The sequence below is a fragment of the Mycobacterium sp. KBS0706 genome (genome assembly GCF_005938675.2).
Lineage (GTDB): Bacteria > Pseudomonadota > Alphaproteobacteria > DSM-16000 > Inquilinaceae > Inquilinus.
Genome location: NZ_VCCH02000004.1, coordinates 53,564 through 69,912 on the forward strand (window position 1 = coordinate 53,564; position 16,349 = coordinate 69,912).

Here is a 16,349-nt window from a genome sequence, read left to right on the forward strand (position 1 = left end):
TCCAGACAACCCGTCGAGAATCCTGCCGCCAGGCAAGATGAGAACGCTCCGGCCGGGGGCGCGGCAGGAGCGCGGGGACCGGGTGCCGTTGGACGGACGACGCCAACATACCTCGACAAGCTTGCTCGCCCACCGATAAGAATGGCAATCGATTGCCAAAATTGTGGCAACGTTACCCTGCTTTGCAACGGCTTTTTTCCCGGGTCTATTGGAACGGATTTGATCGACCATATCGGCCGCCGACCCTGCCGGTGACGACACGTCGTCCGGGCAAGGACAGCGGCAAAGCGGAAAGAATACGCAGATTATGGGCAGGCGCCCGAGCGGCCATGAGGCTTTCGCCCCCCTTATGCGCGATGTCGCGAAGCTGGCCGGCGTTGCGACATCGACGGTCAGCCGCGCGCTGGCCAATCCTGGCAGGGTCAACGAGACGACGCGCCGCCGGATCGTCGCGGCGGTCGAGCAGCTCGGCTACGTCCCCAACGCCACCGCCCGCAACCTGCGGGTCGGCACGTCCAACATCGTCATGGTGGTGATGTCGGAACCGGCGATCGCCAACGACGTCTCGCAGGTCACGTCCGAAGCCCTGCAGAGCGCCGCCTCGACCCTCTCGGACGCCGGCTTCAACCTGGTGATCGCCAGCCGCAGCCGCTCGGGGGAGAAGCACATTCCCGACCTGGCGATCGGCGGCATCGTCGCCGGCGCGATCGTCCTGGGGTCCGGCGAGCTGCCGTCCTATGGCCGGCGGTCGCTGGCCGGCGCCGGCATCCCGATCGTGTCGCTGCTGCACGACCGCAGCGCGGAGGGCATTCCGACCGTGGTCGCCAACGACCGAGAGGCGATGCGCGAGGCGATGCGGCACCTGATCGGCCTCGGCCACCGCTCGTTCTTCTACAGCGCCGGGCCGGACGGCAACTATCACGAGACGGAGCGGTTCGCCGGCGTCGCCGAGGCGGTGGCGGCGGCCGGTCTGCCCAGCCGGGCGGTGGTCCGCCACGGGGGCGGCCATTCGTTCCAGGACGGCTTCCAGTGCGGCATCGACGCCGCCCGGGCCTATCTGGCGCGGAAGCGGCGGCCGACGGCGGCGGTGTGCTGCTGGGATGACGCCGCCATCGCCCTGATGAGCACGGTCCGGGCGCAGGGCGTGTCGGTGCCCGGCGACCTGTCGGTCATCGGCTTCGACGGCGCCCCGGTCGGCGCCTTCTGCGAGCCGCCCCTGAGCACGATCCGGCAGCCGACATCCGGCCTGGGAGCGACGGTCGCGCGGATCCTGCTGAAACTGCTGGACGGCGACGCCGCCGATCTGCCGCTGAAGACGACGCTGCCGTGCCGGCTGCTGCTGCGGGCCAGCACGGCCGCGCCGAGGAGCGGCGGCCACAGCGACCAGAAGACGCCCTGACGATCCGGTCGGGGAGCGAAGCCGGATCAGATCGCGCCGGTGCCGCGCCAGCCGACCAGCGCGCCCTCGTCCTCCAAGAGGTGCAGGCGCTGGGCCGCGACCCGGCCGAACTCCAGCACCAGGGCCTTGCGCCGGGGCGGCGGCAGGCGGTGTTCCGGCGGCGGCCGCAGCAGCACCGCGTCGAAGCCGTCGGCGACGATCAGGCCGCATTCCGGGCCGATCAGCTCCTGCGGGAAATCCTCCGGCACGGCGAAGCAGAACCGGTCGCAGTAGGCTGCATAGTTCGGCCATTTCCGGTCGCCGCGGAAATCGGCGATCGAGACCTTGACCTCGACCAGGGTGATGCCGCCCGCCCCGTCGAGCGCGAGGATGTCGGCGCGGCGGCCGTCGGGCAGCCCGAACTCCGGCAGGCTGGCCTGGCCGGCGGCGGCGAACCAGCGGCGGACCCCGCGCGTGACCTGCGCCGTCTGCAGCCGGGCCAGGGAGTCCATGTTGCTTCTTTGTTCCATGAGGAGGCCATCCTAGATCGACTTGGCCCTACCGCCAAGGGATAAGGATCGGTCTCGAAATGGTCAGAATTCTGCCATGACGATCGCTGAATCTGTCGGGACAATGGGTGTTACCTATGACACAGTTACAAAGCATGGAATGATTTATTCAATTACGGGTCCTTAGGGAGATTCAGTTCGCTTTCCGGTAGCGGGGCGATCTGCTTCTCGATCAGTATACTCCGGTATATAAAGTCGGCTGCAGGCGGTGGCGCCGGACATGTCGACGAGGGGAAAAAGAGATTATGGCGAAGACCGAATCGACACCGCCAAGCGCCGCCCGCCGGGCCCTGCGATCCGTCAGGCCGTGGTTCCTGGTGGCGGGGGGGTTCAGCTTCGTCCTCAACCTCCTGGTGATGGTGTCGCCGCTCTACTCCTACCAGCTGTTCGACCGGGTGCTGGGCAGCGCCCATATCGAGACGCTGGTGTTCCTGACGCTGATCGCCGCCTTCGCCTTCATCATCCTCGGCTGGCTCGACGGGCTGCGCTCGGCCCTGCTGGCCCGGATCGGCACCCGGTTCGAGCGCCAGCTGGCCGGCACGCTGGTCGAGACCGGGGTGAACGGCGCGGTGCTGGGCGCGCCGGTGGGCGGCCAGGCGCTGCGCGACCTGTCGCAGATCCGCGCCTTCATCGGCGGCCCGTCGATCGGGCCGCTGTTCGACGCCCCCTGGGCGCCGGTCTTCATCGTCGTCATGTTCCTGCTGCACTGGGCGCTCGGCGTCACGGCGCTGATCTCCGCCTTCGTCCTGTTCGGGCTGGCGCTGGCCAATGAGAAGATGCTGCGCGGCCCGACCACCGACGCCAACAAGCTGCAGGTCACGGCGCAGCGCCAGGCCGAAGGCGCCATCCGCAGCGCCGAGACGGTGCGCGCCATGGGCATGCTGCCGGCGCTGCTGACGCGCTGGCGGAAGGATGCCGAGGCGGCGCTGCAGGGCCAGGAGAAGAGCTCGGACCTGTCGGCGATCATCGGCGGATCCTCGAAATTCGTCCGCATCTTCGTGCAGAGCCTGGTGATGGGCGTCGGCGCCTATCTGCTGCTGCATGGCGAGCTGACCTCGGGCGGCATGATCGCCGGGTCGATGCTGCTGTCGCGGGCCCTGGCCCCGGTCGAGCAGGCGATCAGCTCCTGGCGCCAGTTCATCAGCGCCCGCCAATCCTATGAATCGATCGAAAAGATCCTGACCGCGCTGCCAAAGCGCAAGGACGGGCTGACCCTACCCCCGCCGTCCGGCCAGGTGCAGATCGACAAGCTGGTGTTCGTAGCGCCTAACAGCAAGACCCCGATCATCAAGCGCGTCAGCTTCGAGATCGCCGGCGGCGAGGTGCTGGGCGTCGTCGGCCCCTCGGCCTCGGGCAAGAGCACGCTGTGCCGTCTGCTGTGCGGCATCTATCCACCGACTGACGGCGCGGTGCGCCTGGACGGCGCCGATCTCGGACAATGGTCGCCGGAGACGCTGGGGCCGCATCTCGGCTATCTGCCGCAGGTGGTCGACATCTTCCCCGGCACGGTGGCCGAGAACATCGCCCGCATGGGGGCAGTCGATTCCGAGCAGGTGGTGACGGCGGCGCAGCTGGCCGGCGTGCACGACATGATCGTGCGGCTGCCCCAGGGCTACGACACGCCGATCGGCGACGGCGGGGTGCCGCTGTCGGGCGGCCAGCGCCAGCGCGTCGGCCTGGCCCGCGCCGTGTTCGGCCAGCCCAAGCTGGTGGTGCTGGACGAGCCCAACTCCAATCTCGACGCCGATGGCGAGGCGGCGCTGATGGGCACGATCAACGGGCTGAAGGCCCTGGGCACGACCGTCGTCCTGGTCGCCCATCGGCCGCAGATTCTCGCCGATGCCGACCGTTTGCTGGTGATGCGCGACGGCGAGATCGCGCTGCTTGGACCGCGAGCCGATGTTCTGGCCCGCATTGCTGGACCACGCGCCGCGGAGACCACGCCGGCGCCAAAGGGAAGTTCGGATAATGTCGCTCACGCCTCAGGAGCCTGGACAGCCACTGCCGCCGGCCGTCCTCAGCAGCCCGCGCCTGCCCGCTCCGCCGGATGACACCGCGACGGCGCTGAAGCGCAACGCCTATGGCCTGAACCGCCTGAGCCTGATCGGCGGCGTCGTGATCGGCGTGTTCGTCTTCGGCTTCGGCGCCTGGGCCGCGGTGTCCCCGCTGGCCAGCGCCGCGATCGCCAACGGCGTGGTCAGCCCGGAGGGCAACAAGCGCACGGTGCAGCACCTCGAGGGCGGCATCATCCGCGAGCTGCTGATCAGGGACGGCACCGAGGTCAAGGCCGGCGACACGCTGCTGGTGCTCGACTCCACCCGCGACCTGGCGACCTATGATTCGGTGCGCATGCAGCGCCTGGCCGACATCGCGGCGCTCGTCCGGATCGACGCCGAGCAGAGCGGCGCGGCGTCCATCACCATCCCTCAGGAGGTGCAGGACGAGGCGGCGAAGAACCCGGTCGCCGCGGCCCTGGTCAAGGCGCAGCAGGAGCAGTTCGTGTCCCGCCGCGAATCGATCCTGGGCCAGAAATCGGTGCTGGAGCAGCGCGTCGAGCAGAGCCGCTCCGACATCGAGGGGCTGCGCGCGCAGATCACGTCGTCCGACACCCAGCTCGACCTGATCCAGCAGGAGATCGACGGCGTCGCGCCGCTGGTGGCCAAGGGGCTGGAGCGCAAGACACGGCTGCTGCAGCTGCAGCGCGCCCAGGCCCAGATCATCGGCCAGAAGGCCTCCGACACCTCCTCCATCGCCAAGGCCGAGCAGACCATCGGCGAGAGCCAGATGCGGATGCTGGCGCTGGACAGCGACTTCCGCGACAAGATCGCCGAGGAGCGGGCCAGCACCCAGAAGGAGCTGGCCCAGCTCGAGGAGAAGCTGCGCTCCGCCGGCGACGTGGTCGGCCGCACCCGGATCCTGGCGCCGCTCGACGGCACCGTGGTGAACCTGAAGTACCACACGCTCGGCGGCGTGATTCAGCCGGGCGCCCCGATCCTGGAGATCGTGCCGAAGAACGACAAGCTGGTGATCGACGTCCAGGTGCAGCCCAACGACATCGACACGGTGCGCGAGGGCCAGTCGGCGCTGATCCGCTTCACCGCCTACCACCAGCGCAACATGCCGCGGATCGACGGCAAGGTGATCTATGTCGCCGCCGACAGCACCCAGGACGAGCAGACCCGCCGCTCCTACTTCCTGGCCAAGGTCGAGGTCGACCCGACCCTGCTGAAGCAGGTCGCGCCGCAGGTCAACCTCTCCGCCGGCATGCCGGCCGAGGCCTCGATCCAGACCGGCACCCGCACCGCCCTGCAATACGCGGTCGACCCGCTGGTGCACGCCTTCCAGCGCAGCTTCGTCGAGGATTGAGGCGCGAGCGGGCTTCAATCTCCAGGCGACGACACAGAGGCCACCCTTTCCGGGTGGCCTCTTCGTTTCCGACATTCGCACGACGTCACGGCGGGGGTGTCATCGCCCCCGCGGGCTTGCTATAAGGGCGCCGGGTCCCCGTAGCTCAGCAGGATAGAGCGGCTGCGTCCTAAGCAGCGGGTCGGGAGTTCGAATCTCTCCGGGGACGCCACAGACCCATTCTTGCTGCACATCATCCGGTTCGGCAGAAGCCGTTCGCACGGCATCGGCGATCCGCCGAACGGATGATGCCGGTCACCTGGAATCGCCGCGGCCGGCCCTGGCTGCGCTTTGCGATCGGGAGGATGATGTCCTGTACGCCCGGATCAACGGGCGCGGCGGCTCTTGGGGCGACATCATGCGATCGATCTGGATGGTTTCGCCGGCGATGGCCGGAAGGGCCCTGGCGGGGCTGCTGCTTATGGTCACGGCCGCCTGCGCCCCGACCCATATCCGGCAGGAGCAGGCCTATGACGGCCCGGCCCTGCCCCGGCCCGACACTATTCTCGTCGCCGATTTCGCGGTGACGCCGCAGGAGGTGACGCTCGACAGCGGCCTGCGGGCCCGGCTGATGAGCGCGTTCAGCGGCACGCCCCCGGACGCCCAGGCGGCCGAGGACGGCCGTGCGGTCGCCGGCGCCATCTCCAGCACGCTCGTCCAGGAGATTCAGAAGCTCGGCCTGCCGGCCGTGCGCGCCGAGGCGACCGCGCCGGCCATCGGCGGCAACACGCTGATCATCGACGGCCAGATGCTGTCGGTCGACGAGGGCAACCGGACCCGGCGCAACCTGATCGGCCTGGGAGCGGGCCAGAGCACGGTCGAGGCGGACCTGCAGCTCTACTATCAAACCAGCGGGTCGCAGCCGCGCCTGATCGAACGCTTCGACGCGGTCGCCCAGAGCAGCCGGAAGCCGGGCGCCGCCGAGACGATGGGAGTCGGGGCGGCGACCGGCCGCGTCGCCGAATCCGCCGCCCTGGGCGCCGGCACCAGCGTCTTGATGTCCGGCGACGCCGCCTCGGACGGCGAGCGCATGGCCCAACAGGTCGTGGAGAAGCTGAAGCCGTTCTTCGCCCGCCAGGGCTGGCTCACCAAACCCTGAGCAGCGCCGGCGGGCCTGGCAACTCCGCCGGTCAGGTCTCCGCGACGCTCTTCCGGTACCAATCGGCGATCTCACTGCCGGTGGCGAGCCAGACCTCGTCATGCGCGGCGATATGGGCCAGCGCCGCGGCGAAATGCCGGGCCCGGTGGGGGTGGCCGATCAGGAACGGGTGCAGGGCGATGCCCATCACCCGGCCGGTCTTCGCACCATCCTCGTAGAGGACGTCGAACTGGTCGCGGATGGTCTGCGCGAACTGCTCGCCGGTCTGGCCCTGGAAGAGGAAGGCGTTGAAGTCGTTGATCTCGATCGAATAGGGCAGCGACAGCATCGTGCCGGTCTGCACCCGCATCGGATAGGGCTGCTCGTCGTTCACCCAATTGGCGACGTAGTCGATGCCGGCCTCGGCCAGCAGGTCGAGCGTGCGGTGCGATTCCGTCAGCGCCGGGCTGAGCCAGCCGCGCGGCCGCCGGCCGGTGGCCTGCTCGATGGTCTCGACCACGCTGCGCAGGATCTGCCGCTCCTCCGCCTCCGGCTGGGCGTGGATCAGCGTCGAGTTGGTCTCGCCATGGCCCATCCACTCCCAGCCCAGCGCCTGGCCGGCCTCGATGATGCGCGGATAGTGCCGGACGACGTCCGAGTTCAGCGCCACCGCGCCCCTGACCCCGTGCTTCTCCATCACCTCCATCAGCCGCCAGATGCCGACCCGGACGCCATAGTCGCGCCAGGAATAGTTCAGCACGTCGGGGACGAGGCTGGCGGTGTGCGGGTTGATCGCGCTCGACGGCCGGTCGAACAGGAAATGCTCGATGTTCGGCGCGACCCAGACCGCGACCCGGGCGCCGTTCGGCCAGCGCAGCTTCGGGCGGTCGACGATGGCGGAATACGGGAACCGGTCGTGGTGTTGCGGCATGTCTGCCTCCTTGGTGGGTGACTGCCGACAAGGTGAGGCCGCCGCGCATTCCGGAGAATTGGGCTATAGTTCCGGACACTTGGGACCTGAATGTCCGGAATGATCATGCGGCCCTCCGACAGCCTCGGCGCGCTCGACGCCTTCGTCCGGGCGGCCGACGCCCGCAGCTTCACCGTGGCGGGGCGGCAGCTCGGCGTCTCCCCCTCCGCCATCGGCAAGGCGGTGGCGCGGCTGGAGCAGCGGCTGGGCGTACGGCTGCTGCACCGGTCGACCCGCTCGGTGACGCTGACGCCGGAGGGGGCGCTGTTCCTGGAGCGCTGCCGGCGGATCTTCAGCGAGATCGAGACCGCCGAGGCGGAGCTGGCGCAGACCCGGGGCGCACCGCGCGGCCGGCTGCGGGTCAGCCTGCCGCTGGCCGGCATGCTGATGATGCCGACCCTCGGCGCCTTCATGCGGGCCTATCCCGAGATCGAGCTGGACCTCGACTTCACCGACCGGCTGGTCGATGTGATCGACGAGGGCTTCGATGCGGTGATCCGCGCCGGCGAGGTCAGCGATTCCCGGCTGATGAGCCGCTTCCTCGGCGTGTTCCGGCTGCAGCTGGTGGCCGCGCCCGACTATCTCGGGCGCCGCGGCGTGCCGCTGGTGCCGGAGGACCTGGCCGGCCATGCCTGCCTGCAGCACCGCTTCGCCACCAGCGGCAAGTTCGAGCCCTGGCCGCTGCGTGGCGGCAGGGAGATCGCGCTGTCGAGCACGGCGGTGGCGAACACGATCGAGCCGCTGATCGCCCTGGCCGAGCAAGGGCTGGGCATCGCCTGCCTTCCGGATTTCGCCATCCGCCGCCAGGTCGCCGAGGGCCGGCTGACGGTGGTGCTGGCCGACCACACCGAGCATGAGGGCGTGTTCCGCCTGCTGTGGCCGTCGAGCCGCTACCCCTCGCCCAAGCTGCGGGTGTTCGTGGACGTACTGGCGAAGACCTTGTTCCCGGCCTAGCGCGCCCGCGGCACCCCCGAATTCAGGTGATTACGAGCACCATCTTCCCTGAGACAGATCGTGCCTCCAACGCGCGGTGCGCCTGCGCCGCCTCGCGAACGCAGTGGTGGCCGGCGAGGTCCGCTGGCAAGGCGGCCATCATCTTGGGACCATGTGCCTATGAACGCAATGAATGAATTCCACGGCACAGCATTTTTGACATCAGTTAAAATATTATATCTCACAATACTGCAATAAATTGAAAATACTCGGAAGCGACAACCTACAAAAAATCATTGACAGGATTTAAATCCTGTATAATTCTTCAATATAGAAGCTGAGCGAGGCGCTCTAACTTAGTAATCCAGTATCTCGAAAAAAAATCGACCGACCATTTTTGCCGGAGCGGCTCTGCGGCATGCGATGCAGGCGGAGCCTGTCGCGACAAGAAATTCGTGGCAAGCACCAAGGTAACGGATGAGGAGCGTATCATGCCGACACTGTGCAAGCCGGCCATCGATCTGCCGGAGTTCGTTGTAACCCATGACGAAACTGTCGACATGACCGAGCGGGTTCACGCTGATCATCCTCAGCTGGCGCTCGCCATCCGGCTGATCAAGAATGTCGGCGTCGCGAAGCGGCACATCGTTCTGCCCGTTGCCGAGGCACTTCGCCACCCCGGCCTTGCCGCGCGCAATGCGACCTACGAGCGGGAGGCGAAAAGCCGGATTCCGCAAGTCGTTGCCGAAGCACTCGGCAATGCCGGCGTCGGCCCGGACGATATAGACGCCCTCATCGTCGTGTCCTGCACCGGGTTCGTGATGCCATCGTTGACGGCATGGATGGTCAATACGCTCGGCTTCCCACGCCATGTCGCCCAGATCCCGATCGCGCAACTGGGCTGCGCGGCCGGCGGCTCATCGATAAATCGAGCGCATGATTACTGTCTGTCGCATCCGGGACGGAACGTTCTGATCGTTGCTTGTGAGTTCTGCTCATTGTGCTATCAGCCGGACGATCTCGACGTCGGGAATCTGTTGTCGAACGCGCTGTTCGGCGACGCGATCGCCGCTGCGGTCATGCTTGGCGATGGCGGCACGGGCATATCGATCGAGGCGCACTGCTCCTATATCCTGCCGGGAACGGAGAAGTGGATCGCCTATGAGGTGAGGGAAACCGGGTTTCACTTCATGCTCGACAAGCGGGTGCCCGACACCATGCGCGCCGTGACGCCGGTGTGCCAGGAGTTCGTCGCCGAACATGGCTGGAACATGTCGGATCTCGACTATTATATCATCCATACCGGCGGCCCCAAGGTGCTGAGCACCCTGCGGGACCAGGCCGATATCCGCGAAGAACGTCTTGAATACAGCCGCACAACACTGCGCGAGCGTGGCAATATAGCAAGCGCGTCGATTTTCGACGTGGCGCGGCGGATCTTCGACAGCGCCGACACAAAGCCGGGAGATACGTTCCTGATCGGAGGATTCGGTCCCGGAATCACGGCGGAGCTCGCCGTCGGAACCTGGAGATAGGACATGCCGGCACCGTGCCTGGACGATTTCGTGCCCGGAGCGATATTTCGGCATTGGCCCGGCAAGACAGTGACCGAGGCCGATCACGTGCTGTTCTGCCTGCTGACCCACAACACTCATCCCATTCATATCGATGCTCACTACGCGAAGAGCGCAACGCGGCATGGGAGGGTGCTGGTCGTCAGCAGCTATCTGTTTTCGGTGTTGCTCGGCATTTCGACGGCCGACATTCTCAGGAATGCGACGCGGCACCTCGACTTCCAGTCGATTCGTCACGTCGCCCCCGTGTTTCACGGCGACACCATCCATGGCGAGAGCACGGTGCTGGATGTGGAACCGGCTCAGGAAGGAAACTCCACCGGGATCGTTTCCCTCGAAACACGGGGCTACAACCAGGATGGCGTCCTGGTGATTTCATTTCTGTCTCGCGTTGCGATCAGGCGGTCTTCAGACTCGGCGGCCGATACGCCGGCGGACGAAGCACAGGCTCAGTCATAGGGGAGCTTGAGATGTGCGCCGATCAGCAAACTGCTCAACGTGCAAAGATAGTGAGGGGAGGCCGATACTTCGAAGATTTTTCAATTGGCGATCTCTACCACCACTGGCCAGGGAGGACCATTTCGCAAAGCGATTATCGATTGTACTGCCTGATTACGCTGAACTATCACCTGGATAGCATCGCGATCCACCCCGGATACATATATTCCTTGTTGCTGGGACTCTCCATGAGCGATCTGTCCAGAAATGCGATCCGTCACGAAGAGCTGAATATCCTGATCGGAGAGCAGGGCATGCGATGCGGCGACACCCTGTATGCCGAGACCGAAGTGCTGTCGCGGCAGAGCACACCGGATGACAGCCGCGGCGGTGTGGTCACGCTCGAGACCCGGGGTTTCAATCAGGCCGGTGCACCGGTCATGAGCTATCAGCGACGCTTGACGGTCAGGAAAGCCCCGGAGGAATGAGGCGATCTGGCCGGCGTCGGCAGATCCGCCACCGGCCGGGTGCGCCGGCGCAGGGCCCGCCGCTGCAGCGCCGCCACCGAGATGAACAGCAGCACGCTGAGCACGGTGATCATGGTCGAGACCGCGGCGATGGTCGGGTTGATCGAGAACTGCATGCTGAGCCACATCTTGACCGGCATCGTCGTCGTTCCCGGCCCGGCCAGGAACAGCGCGATCACGATCTCGTCGAAGGAGATCATGAAGGCGAACAGCGCGCCGGCCAGCACGCCCGGCCGGATGATCGGCAGGGTGATGCGGAAGAAGATGGTCCAGGGCCCGGCGCCGAGCGTGCGCGCCGCGCGCTCCAGCGTCAGCGGATAGCCCTGCAGGCTGGCATGGACGTTGACCAGGACGAACGGCAAGGCCAGGACGGTCTGCCCGAGCACGATGCCGATCCAGCTGCCCACCAGATGCATCCGGCCGAAATAGAAGTACAGCGCCAGCGCCACCACCACGACCGGCACCATCAGCGGCGACAGCATCAGGCCGAACACCACCTGCTTGCCGAAGAAGTGCCGGCGGCTGAGCACCAGAGCCGCGGCGGTGCCCAGCGGCACGGCCAGGACCGTCACCGCCAGCGAGATCAGCAGACTCAGCTTCGCCGATTGCAGCCAGGCGCCGTCCGACCAGAAATTGGCGTACCAGCGCAGCGACAGCTCGCGCGGCGGGAAGTGCAGGTACTGGTCGCTGTTCAGCGACAGCGGCACGATGATCAGCGTCGGCACGATCAGGAAGGCGATCACCAGCCGGGCCGTCCAAGTGATCCACCGCCCGGGGCCGCTGCGGTCGGGCGCGCTCATCGCGTCACCGGAACCAGCTGGTCGAGCCGGGCGAAGCGGCTGTAGACGGCGAGCAGCACCAGGGTCAGGACCAGCAGGATCAGCGACAGGATCGCCGCCATGTCCCAGTCGCTGAGGGTGAACACCTCCTGCTGGATCAGCACGCCGATCATGGTCTGGCCGCGCCCGCCCATCAGTGCCGGCGTGACGAAGTAGCCGAGGCCCATGATGAAGACCAGCAGCGCCGCCGCCGACAGGCCGGGCAGGCTGAGCGGGAAGAACACCGTCCAGAAGGCGCGCATCGGGCTGGCGCCCAGCACCTGCGCCGTCTGCAGCAGGCGCGGCTTGATGCCGACCATGACGCCGTACATGGTGATGATGGCATAGGGAAGCAGGATCTGGCCCATGCCGACCACCGTGCCGAAGGCGTTGTACATCAGATGCACCGGCTGATTGGTCAGCCCGGCCCCGATCAGGGCCGAGTTGACGATGCCGCTGTCCTGCAAGAGGGCGATCCAGGCATAGGTGCGGACCAGGAGGCTGGTCAGCAGCGGGAACATCACCATCAGCAGGTACTTGCCGGCGCGCTCCCGCGGCAGGCGCGACAGGAAATAGGCGGTGGGGTAGCCGAGCAGCACCGCCGCCACGGTGACGACGAGCGAGATCTGGAAGGTGTTCAGCAGCACCCGCTGGTAGCCCGGATCGGCCAGGGCCGCCCAGACCGCCTGCGCGCCCGCCGCCAGCCCCGGCTGGAACGGGGCCTGCAGCGTCATCGCCAGCGGCAGGACATAGACCACCAGCAGGAAGACGACCGCGGGCGCGATCAGCCAACTGAATCTCGGCGTCATGCTCGGCTCCCCGCCCGGCTCAGCGCACCAGCCAGCTGCTGTATTCGCGGTAGCTGGACTTCATGTTCGGCGCCCACCAGCCCATGTCGACCGGCAGCGTGCTGGCCAGGTTGGATTCGGCCGGCATGCTCTTCTTCATCTCCGGGTCGATCTGGGCGAAGGCCTTCTGGTTGACCGGGACCAGGGCGATGGCGTTGGCGATCTTGGCCTGCACCTCCGGCCGCATGGCATAGGCGATCAGCTTCATCGCCGCAGCCGCGTTCGGCGCGCCCTTCAGCACCGTGTAGTAGTCGCGATGGATCAGCGCCTGGTCCCAGACGAAGCCGATCGGCTGCCCGGCCTTGGCGGCGGCGACCACCCGGTTGTTCCAGGCGGTGCCCAGGCAGGCCGCGCCCTCGGCCACCAGCTGGATCGACTGGGCGCCGGAATCCCAGAAATTCACGACCTGCGGCTTGATCTTGTCGAGCTCCTGATAGGCCGCGGCGGTGTCGACCGGATAGACCTTGGCCGGGGCGGTGCCGGCAGCCATCAGGCCCATCTCGAGATTGTCGATCGGCACGTTGCGCATGGTGCGGCGGCAGGAATAGGTGCCGGTGTTCCACCATTCGGCCCAGGACCGCGGCGGCGTCTTCACCTGGTCGGTGTTGTACGTCATCACCGTGCCGTAGGTGTAGGCGGCCAGCGCATCGTCCATCGCCGCGCCCTCGACCAGGTCGGCCTTGGGGATGACGGTCCAGTCGAGCGGCACCAGCAGCCCGTCCGACTGGGCCTGGGCCACGTCCTGGTCGGACGCCATGAACACGTCCCAGGCGATGTTGCCGGACTTCGCCATCGCCGTGGCCTTGCCGATGCTGGAGGTGTCGTCGGCGACGACCTTGATGCCGGTCTCCTTGGTGAACGGCTCGAACAGCACCTGGGTCAGCACCTCCTGGATCGAGCCGCCCCAGGAGGCGACGACCACCTGGTCCTCGGCCCGGGCGGTGCCTTGCAGCGCCACGAGGCTCATGGCAAGGCCGGCGCCGCACAGCAGCCTGCGGCTGAAAGGCTGGATGATCTTGGTCATGTTGGTTCCGTCCCTGTTTGTTGATGATTTGATGGTCAGGCGGCGAGCAGGATCATGGTCTCCGCCGGCCAGCCGAGTGTGACCGGCTGGCCGTCGGCGGCATTCGCCGGCCGGGCCGCCGCCCGCACCACGACGCTGTGGCCGGCGCCGAGCTCGACCCGCACGGTGCTGGTCTCGCCGCGATAGATCGTCTCCCGCACCGTGCCCGCGATGGTGACCTGCGGCGCGGCGGCCGCCCCCTGCCCCGGCAGGATCGAGATATGCTCCGGCCGGATCATGGCGGTGACCGCGGCCGGGGCCGGCAGCTCGCGGTCGGACCGGACCTGGATCGGCGCCCCGCCCATCAGCGCGACGTCGTAGACGAAGCCCCGCCCCTCGCTGCGCCGCGCCAGCGCCCGGCCGGGCAGGAAGTTGGATTCGCCGACGAAGCCGGCGACGAAGGCGTCGGTCGGGCGTTCGTAGATCTCCTCCGGCGTGCCGGTCTGGGCGATCGCCCCGTCGTTGAAGACGCAGATCCGGTCCGACATCGTCAGCGCCTCGCCCTGGTCGTGGGTGACGTAGAGCGTGGTGATGCCGAGCTCCTTCTGGATGTGCTTGATCTCGATCTGCATGCGGTCGCGCAGCATGCGGTCGAGCGCGCCCAGCGGCTCATCCATCAGCAGGATCGCCGGCCGGTACACCACCGCCCGCGCGATCGACACGCGCTGCTGCTGCCCGCCGCTGAGCTGGGCCGGGAAGCGGCGGGCGAAGCCGCCCAGCCCGACCATCTCCAGCGCCTCGCCGACCCGGCGGCCGGCCTCCGCCCGCTCGACGCCGCGCATCCGCAGCGGGAAGCCGACATTCTCCTCGACCGTCATATGCGGGAACAGCGAGTAGTCCTGGAACACCATGCCGATGTTCCGCTTTTCCGGCGCCGCATGGGTGATGTCGCGGCCGTCGACCTCGATCCGCCCGGCGCTGGGGGTGACGAAGCCGGCGACCATCGACAGGGTCGTGGTCTTGCCGGAGCCGCTGGGGCCGAGGAAGGTGACGAATTCGCCGGCGGCGATGTCCAGCGACAGGCCGCGGACGCCGATCGCCGACCCGGCATAGGTCTTCTGGATTTCCACGAGGCGGAGATAGCTCATGCTTCGCTCCATCGCCCTCGGACGGCGCCGCGACTGTCATACGGCTACCTCCGACATCTCCCAGACAATGCCGTTTGTTCGGCTTCTTGTATGACCATACAAATCAGATTTGGTGAATGTCAACGGGCAATCCGGAGGATCCACAGCATCACCGAAGCGCGTGATGCCCCATGTCGATGTGGATCTGCACGACCTCTTGCGCTTCGCTGTTGTATGGCCGTACAAGAGCAGTTCGAAAGACGGAGCAGGTGATGGGGTCCGGACAATCGGCCTTTCTCGACGGGCTGCAGATCGCGGAGGGCGAGCAGCCGATCTACCGCCAGCTCGTCGACGCGATCTCCGGTCGGATCGCCAGCGGCGAGTTGCAGGCCGGCGCGCGGCTGCCACCGCAGCGCGATATCGCCCGGGCGCTGGGCATCAACCTGACCACGGTGACCCGGGCCCTGACCGTGCTGCAGCAGCAGGGGCTGGTGAAGGCGCGGCCGGGCCACGGCACGATCGTGGCGGCCCAGCGCGGCGACGACCAGGGCTTCCAGTCGGCGCCCAGCGACGACGCCGACACGGTCGACCTGTCGGTGAACCGCCCGGCCACCGCCGCCTATCTCGACGCGCTGGCCAAGCTGCTGCCCAAGGCCACGCGGGACCGGCGCTACCCGGCGCTGCAGGACTACCAGACCCCGGAGGGGCCGGTCTGGGCCCGGGCCGCCGCGGCGCGCTGGCTGGCCCCCGTCACGGGCAACGATGATCCGGGCCGGATCGTCCTGGCCGACGGCGCCCAGCACGGGCTGGCCTGCATCCTCGCGGCGTTGACCGAGCCGGGCGACGTCATCCTGGCCGACCTCGTCACCTATCAGGGCATCAAGGCGCTGTGCCGGTCGCGCGGGGTCGACCTGCGCGGCCTGCCGGCGGACCGCCAGGGCATGCTGCCCGACGCCTTCGAGGCGGCCTGCGCGCAATGGCGGCCGCGGGCGGTCTTCCTGGTGCCGAGCCTGCACAACCCGACCGCGGTGACCCTGCCGGCCGAGCGGCGCGAGGCCCTGGCGGCGATCGCCCGCCGGCACAACGTCCTGATCATCGAGGACGACGTCTACCGGCCGCTGCTCGACGAGTCCCCGCCATCCTTCGCGGTGCTGGAGCCGGAGCTGACGATCCATGTCAGCGGCTTCTCGAAATGCATCGCCCCCGGGCTGCGGATGGGGTTCGTGGCGGCGCCCAAGGCGCTGATCGGCCAGATCGCGGCGGCGCTGCGCTTCGACTGCTGGTGCATCAGCCCGCTGTCGGCCCTGCTGGGCACGCTGCTGATCGAGGATGGCATCGTCGACACCCTGATCGGCCAGCAGCGCGAGGAGCTGCGGCTGCGCCAGGACCTGGTGCGCACCGTGCTGCGGCGCTTCGACGTGCAGACCGGCGCGACCTCGACCCATGCGTGGCTGCATCTGCCGGAGCCCTGGCGCGGCCATGTCTTCGCGCGGATCAGCCAGCGCGAGGGCGTGAAGGTGCTGGCCGGCGACGCCTTCGCGGTCGGCCGCCAGGCGGCGCCGGACGCCGTGCGGATCAATGTCGGCGCCGCGCGGTCGCGCGACGACTTGCGGCGGGGGCTGGAGATCCTGGCCGAGCTGGCGGGGTCGGGCCACCTGCATCTCAACGACATCGCCTGAGG

Annotated in this window: 15 protein-coding genes and 1 tRNA gene; 10 read left to right on the top strand and 6 right to left on the bottom strand. The window is 67.6% G+C overall.

Translation table 11 applies throughout. The annotated features are described in order from the left end of the window. Positions 1-349: 349 nt before the first annotated feature. Positions 350-1,399, top strand: a complete 1,050-nt coding sequence (locus FFK22_RS03310) for a LacI family DNA-binding transcriptional regulator (protein WP_138887454.1) — start codon at positions 350-352, stop codon at positions 1,397-1,399. A 26-nt stretch (positions 1,400-1,425) separates the two neighbouring features. Here the strand turns inward: FFK22_RS03310 and FFK22_RS03315 are convergent, their stop codons facing one another. After that, entirely contained in the window at positions 1,426-1,908 is a 483-nt protein-coding gene (locus FFK22_RS03315; protein WP_138887453.1) for an MmcB family DNA repair protein, read from the bottom strand. A gap of 284 nt (positions 1,909-2,192) precedes the next feature. On the opposite strand from FFK22_RS03315, the gene FFK22_RS03320 reads away from it, so the two are divergent. From FFK22_RS03320 to FFK22_RS03335, 4 genes are all read left to right on the top strand, one after another. Next, complete coding sequence (locus tag FFK22_RS03320) at positions 2,193-3,998, top strand: type I secretion system permease/ATPase (RefSeq protein WP_138887452.1); 1,806 nt, start codon at positions 2,193-2,195, stop codon at positions 3,996-3,998. Continuing rightward, positions 3,916-5,313 (top strand): HlyD family type I secretion periplasmic adaptor subunit, encoded by a 1,398-nt coding sequence (locus FFK22_RS03325; RefSeq protein ID WP_186002280.1) that lies wholly within the window; start codon positions 3,916-3,918, stop codon positions 5,311-5,313. The genes FFK22_RS03320 and FFK22_RS03325 overlap by 83 nt, the downstream gene beginning before the upstream one ends. A gap of 134 nt (positions 5,314-5,447) precedes the next feature. Continuing rightward, positions 5,448-5,524: transfer RNA gene (locus tag FFK22_RS03330), tRNA-Arg, on the top strand. A gap of 186 nt (positions 5,525-5,710) precedes the next feature. Then, positions 5,711-6,451 (top strand): DUF4410 domain-containing protein, encoded by a 741-nt coding sequence (locus tag FFK22_RS03335; protein ID WP_138887450.1) that lies wholly within the window; start codon positions 5,711-5,713, stop codon positions 6,449-6,451. Between the two features lie 31 nt (positions 6,452-6,482). Here FFK22_RS03335 and FFK22_RS03340 read toward each other — a convergent pair whose 3' ends face one another. Beyond that, positions 6,483-7,361, bottom strand: a complete 879-nt coding sequence (locus FFK22_RS03340; protein ID WP_138887449.1) for a polysaccharide deacetylase family protein — start codon at positions 7,359-7,361, stop codon at positions 6,483-6,485. Between the two features lie 99 nt (positions 7,362-7,460). On the opposite strand from FFK22_RS03340, the gene FFK22_RS03345 reads away from it, so the two are divergent. From FFK22_RS03345 to FFK22_RS03360, 4 genes are all read left to right on the top strand, one after another. After that, positions 7,461-8,354, top strand: coding sequence for a LysR family transcriptional regulator (locus FFK22_RS03345; RefSeq protein ID WP_221938347.1), 894 nt, complete (start codon positions 7,461-7,463; stop codon positions 8,352-8,354). A gap of 434 nt (positions 8,355-8,788) precedes the next feature. Then, the gene (locus FFK22_RS03350; RefSeq protein ID WP_221938348.1) at positions 8,789-9,868 is read left to right on the top strand and encodes a type III polyketide synthase; all 1,080 of its coding nucleotides are present in this window, start codon (positions 8,789-8,791) and stop codon (positions 9,866-9,868) included. Positions 9,869-9,871: 3 nt separating this feature from the next. Next, the gene (locus tag FFK22_RS03355; protein ID WP_138887446.1) at positions 9,872-10,366 is read left to right on the top strand and encodes a MaoC family dehydratase; all 495 of its coding nucleotides are present in this window, start codon (positions 9,872-9,874) and stop codon (positions 10,364-10,366) included. An 11-nt stretch (positions 10,367-10,377) separates the two neighbouring features. Further along, positions 10,378-10,833 (top strand): MaoC family dehydratase, encoded by a 456-nt coding sequence (locus tag FFK22_RS03360; RefSeq protein WP_138887445.1) that lies wholly within the window; start codon positions 10,378-10,380, stop codon positions 10,831-10,833. On the opposite strand, the gene FFK22_RS03365 is transcribed toward FFK22_RS03360, so the two are convergent. Genes FFK22_RS03365 through FFK22_RS03380 form a run of 4 tightly spaced genes read right to left on the bottom strand, consistent with a single transcriptional unit; the run spans position 10,794 to position 14,689 of the window. Then, complete coding sequence (locus tag FFK22_RS03365; protein ID WP_138887444.1) at positions 10,794-11,672, bottom strand: ABC transporter permease; 879 nt, start codon at positions 11,670-11,672, stop codon at positions 10,794-10,796. The two genes, FFK22_RS03360 and FFK22_RS03365, sit on opposite strands and share 40 nt — an antisense overlap. Beyond that, positions 11,669-12,499, bottom strand: coding sequence for an ABC transporter permease (locus tag FFK22_RS03370; protein WP_138887443.1), 831 nt, complete (start codon positions 12,497-12,499; stop codon positions 11,669-11,671). Before FFK22_RS03370 ends, FFK22_RS03365 begins: the two co-directional genes overlap by 4 nt. A gap of 19 nt (positions 12,500-12,518) precedes the next feature. Further along, complete coding sequence (locus tag FFK22_RS03375) at positions 12,519-13,562, bottom strand: ABC transporter substrate-binding protein (protein WP_138887442.1); 1,044 nt, start codon at positions 13,560-13,562, stop codon at positions 12,519-12,521. Between the two features lie 35 nt (positions 13,563-13,597). Then, the gene (locus FFK22_RS03380) at positions 13,598-14,689 is read right to left on the bottom strand and encodes an ABC transporter ATP-binding protein (protein WP_221938349.1); all 1,092 of its coding nucleotides are present in this window, start codon (positions 14,687-14,689) and stop codon (positions 13,598-13,600) included. A gap of 251 nt (positions 14,690-14,940) precedes the next feature. Here FFK22_RS03380 and FFK22_RS03385 point away from each other — a divergent pair, with 251 nt between their 5' ends. Continuing rightward, the gene (locus tag FFK22_RS03385; RefSeq protein WP_138887440.1) at positions 14,941-16,347 is read left to right on the top strand and encodes a PLP-dependent aminotransferase family protein; all 1,407 of its coding nucleotides are present in this window, start codon (positions 14,941-14,943) and stop codon (positions 16,345-16,347) included. Positions 16,348-16,349 lie beyond the last annotated feature (2 nt).

What these genes read in the sequence shown, in the direction of transcription:
- FFK22_RS03335 (WP_138887450.1), top strand. Translation starts at nt 5,711, where the DNA reads ATGCGATCGATCTGGATGGTTTCGCCGGCGATGGCCGGAAGGGCCCTG.
- FFK22_RS03310 (WP_138887454.1), top strand. Translation starts at nt 350, where the DNA reads ATGCGCGATGTCGCGAAGCTGGCCGGCGTTGCGACATCGACGGTCAGC.
- FFK22_RS03320 (WP_138887452.1), top strand. Translation starts at nt 2,193, where the DNA reads ATGGCGAAGACCGAATCGACACCGCCAAGCGCCGCCCGCCGGGCCCTG.
- FFK22_RS03325 (WP_186002280.1), top strand. Translation starts at nt 3,916, where the DNA reads ATGTCGCTCACGCCTCAGGAGCCTGGACAGCCACTGCCGCCGGCCGTC.
- FFK22_RS03345 (WP_221938347.1), top strand. Translation starts at nt 7,461, where the DNA reads ATGATCATGCGGCCCTCCGACAGCCTCGGCGCGCTCGACGCCTTCGTC.
- FFK22_RS03375 (WP_138887442.1), bottom strand. Translation starts at nt 13,562, where the DNA reads ATGACCAAGATCATCCAGCCTTTCAGCCGCAGGCTGCTGTGCGGCGCC.
- FFK22_RS03380 (WP_221938349.1), bottom strand. Translation starts at nt 14,689, where the DNA reads ATGAGCTATCTCCGCCTCGTGGAAATCCAGAAGACCTATGCCGGGTCG.
- FFK22_RS03340 (WP_138887449.1), bottom strand. Translation starts at nt 7,361, where the DNA reads ATGCCGCAACACCACGACCGGTTCCCGTATTCCGCCATCGTCGACCGC.
- FFK22_RS03370 (WP_138887443.1), bottom strand. Translation starts at nt 12,499, where the DNA reads ATGACGCCGAGATTCAGTTGGCTGATCGCGCCCGCGGTCGTCTTCCTG.
- FFK22_RS03315 (WP_138887453.1), bottom strand. Translation starts at nt 1,908, where the DNA reads ATGGAACAAAGAAGCAACATGGACTCCCTGGCCCGGCTGCAGACGGCG.
- FFK22_RS03385 (WP_138887440.1), top strand. Translation starts at nt 14,941, where the DNA reads ATGGGGTCCGGACAATCGGCCTTTCTCGACGGGCTGCAGATCGCGGAG.
- FFK22_RS03360 (WP_138887445.1), top strand. Translation starts at nt 10,378, where the DNA reads ATGTGCGCCGATCAGCAAACTGCTCAACGTGCAAAGATAGTGAGGGGA.
- FFK22_RS03365 (WP_138887444.1), bottom strand. Translation starts at nt 11,672, where the DNA reads ATGAGCGCGCCCGACCGCAGCGGCCCCGGGCGGTGGATCACTTGGACG.
- FFK22_RS03355 (WP_138887446.1), top strand. Translation starts at nt 9,872, where the DNA reads ATGCCGGCACCGTGCCTGGACGATTTCGTGCCCGGAGCGATATTTCGG.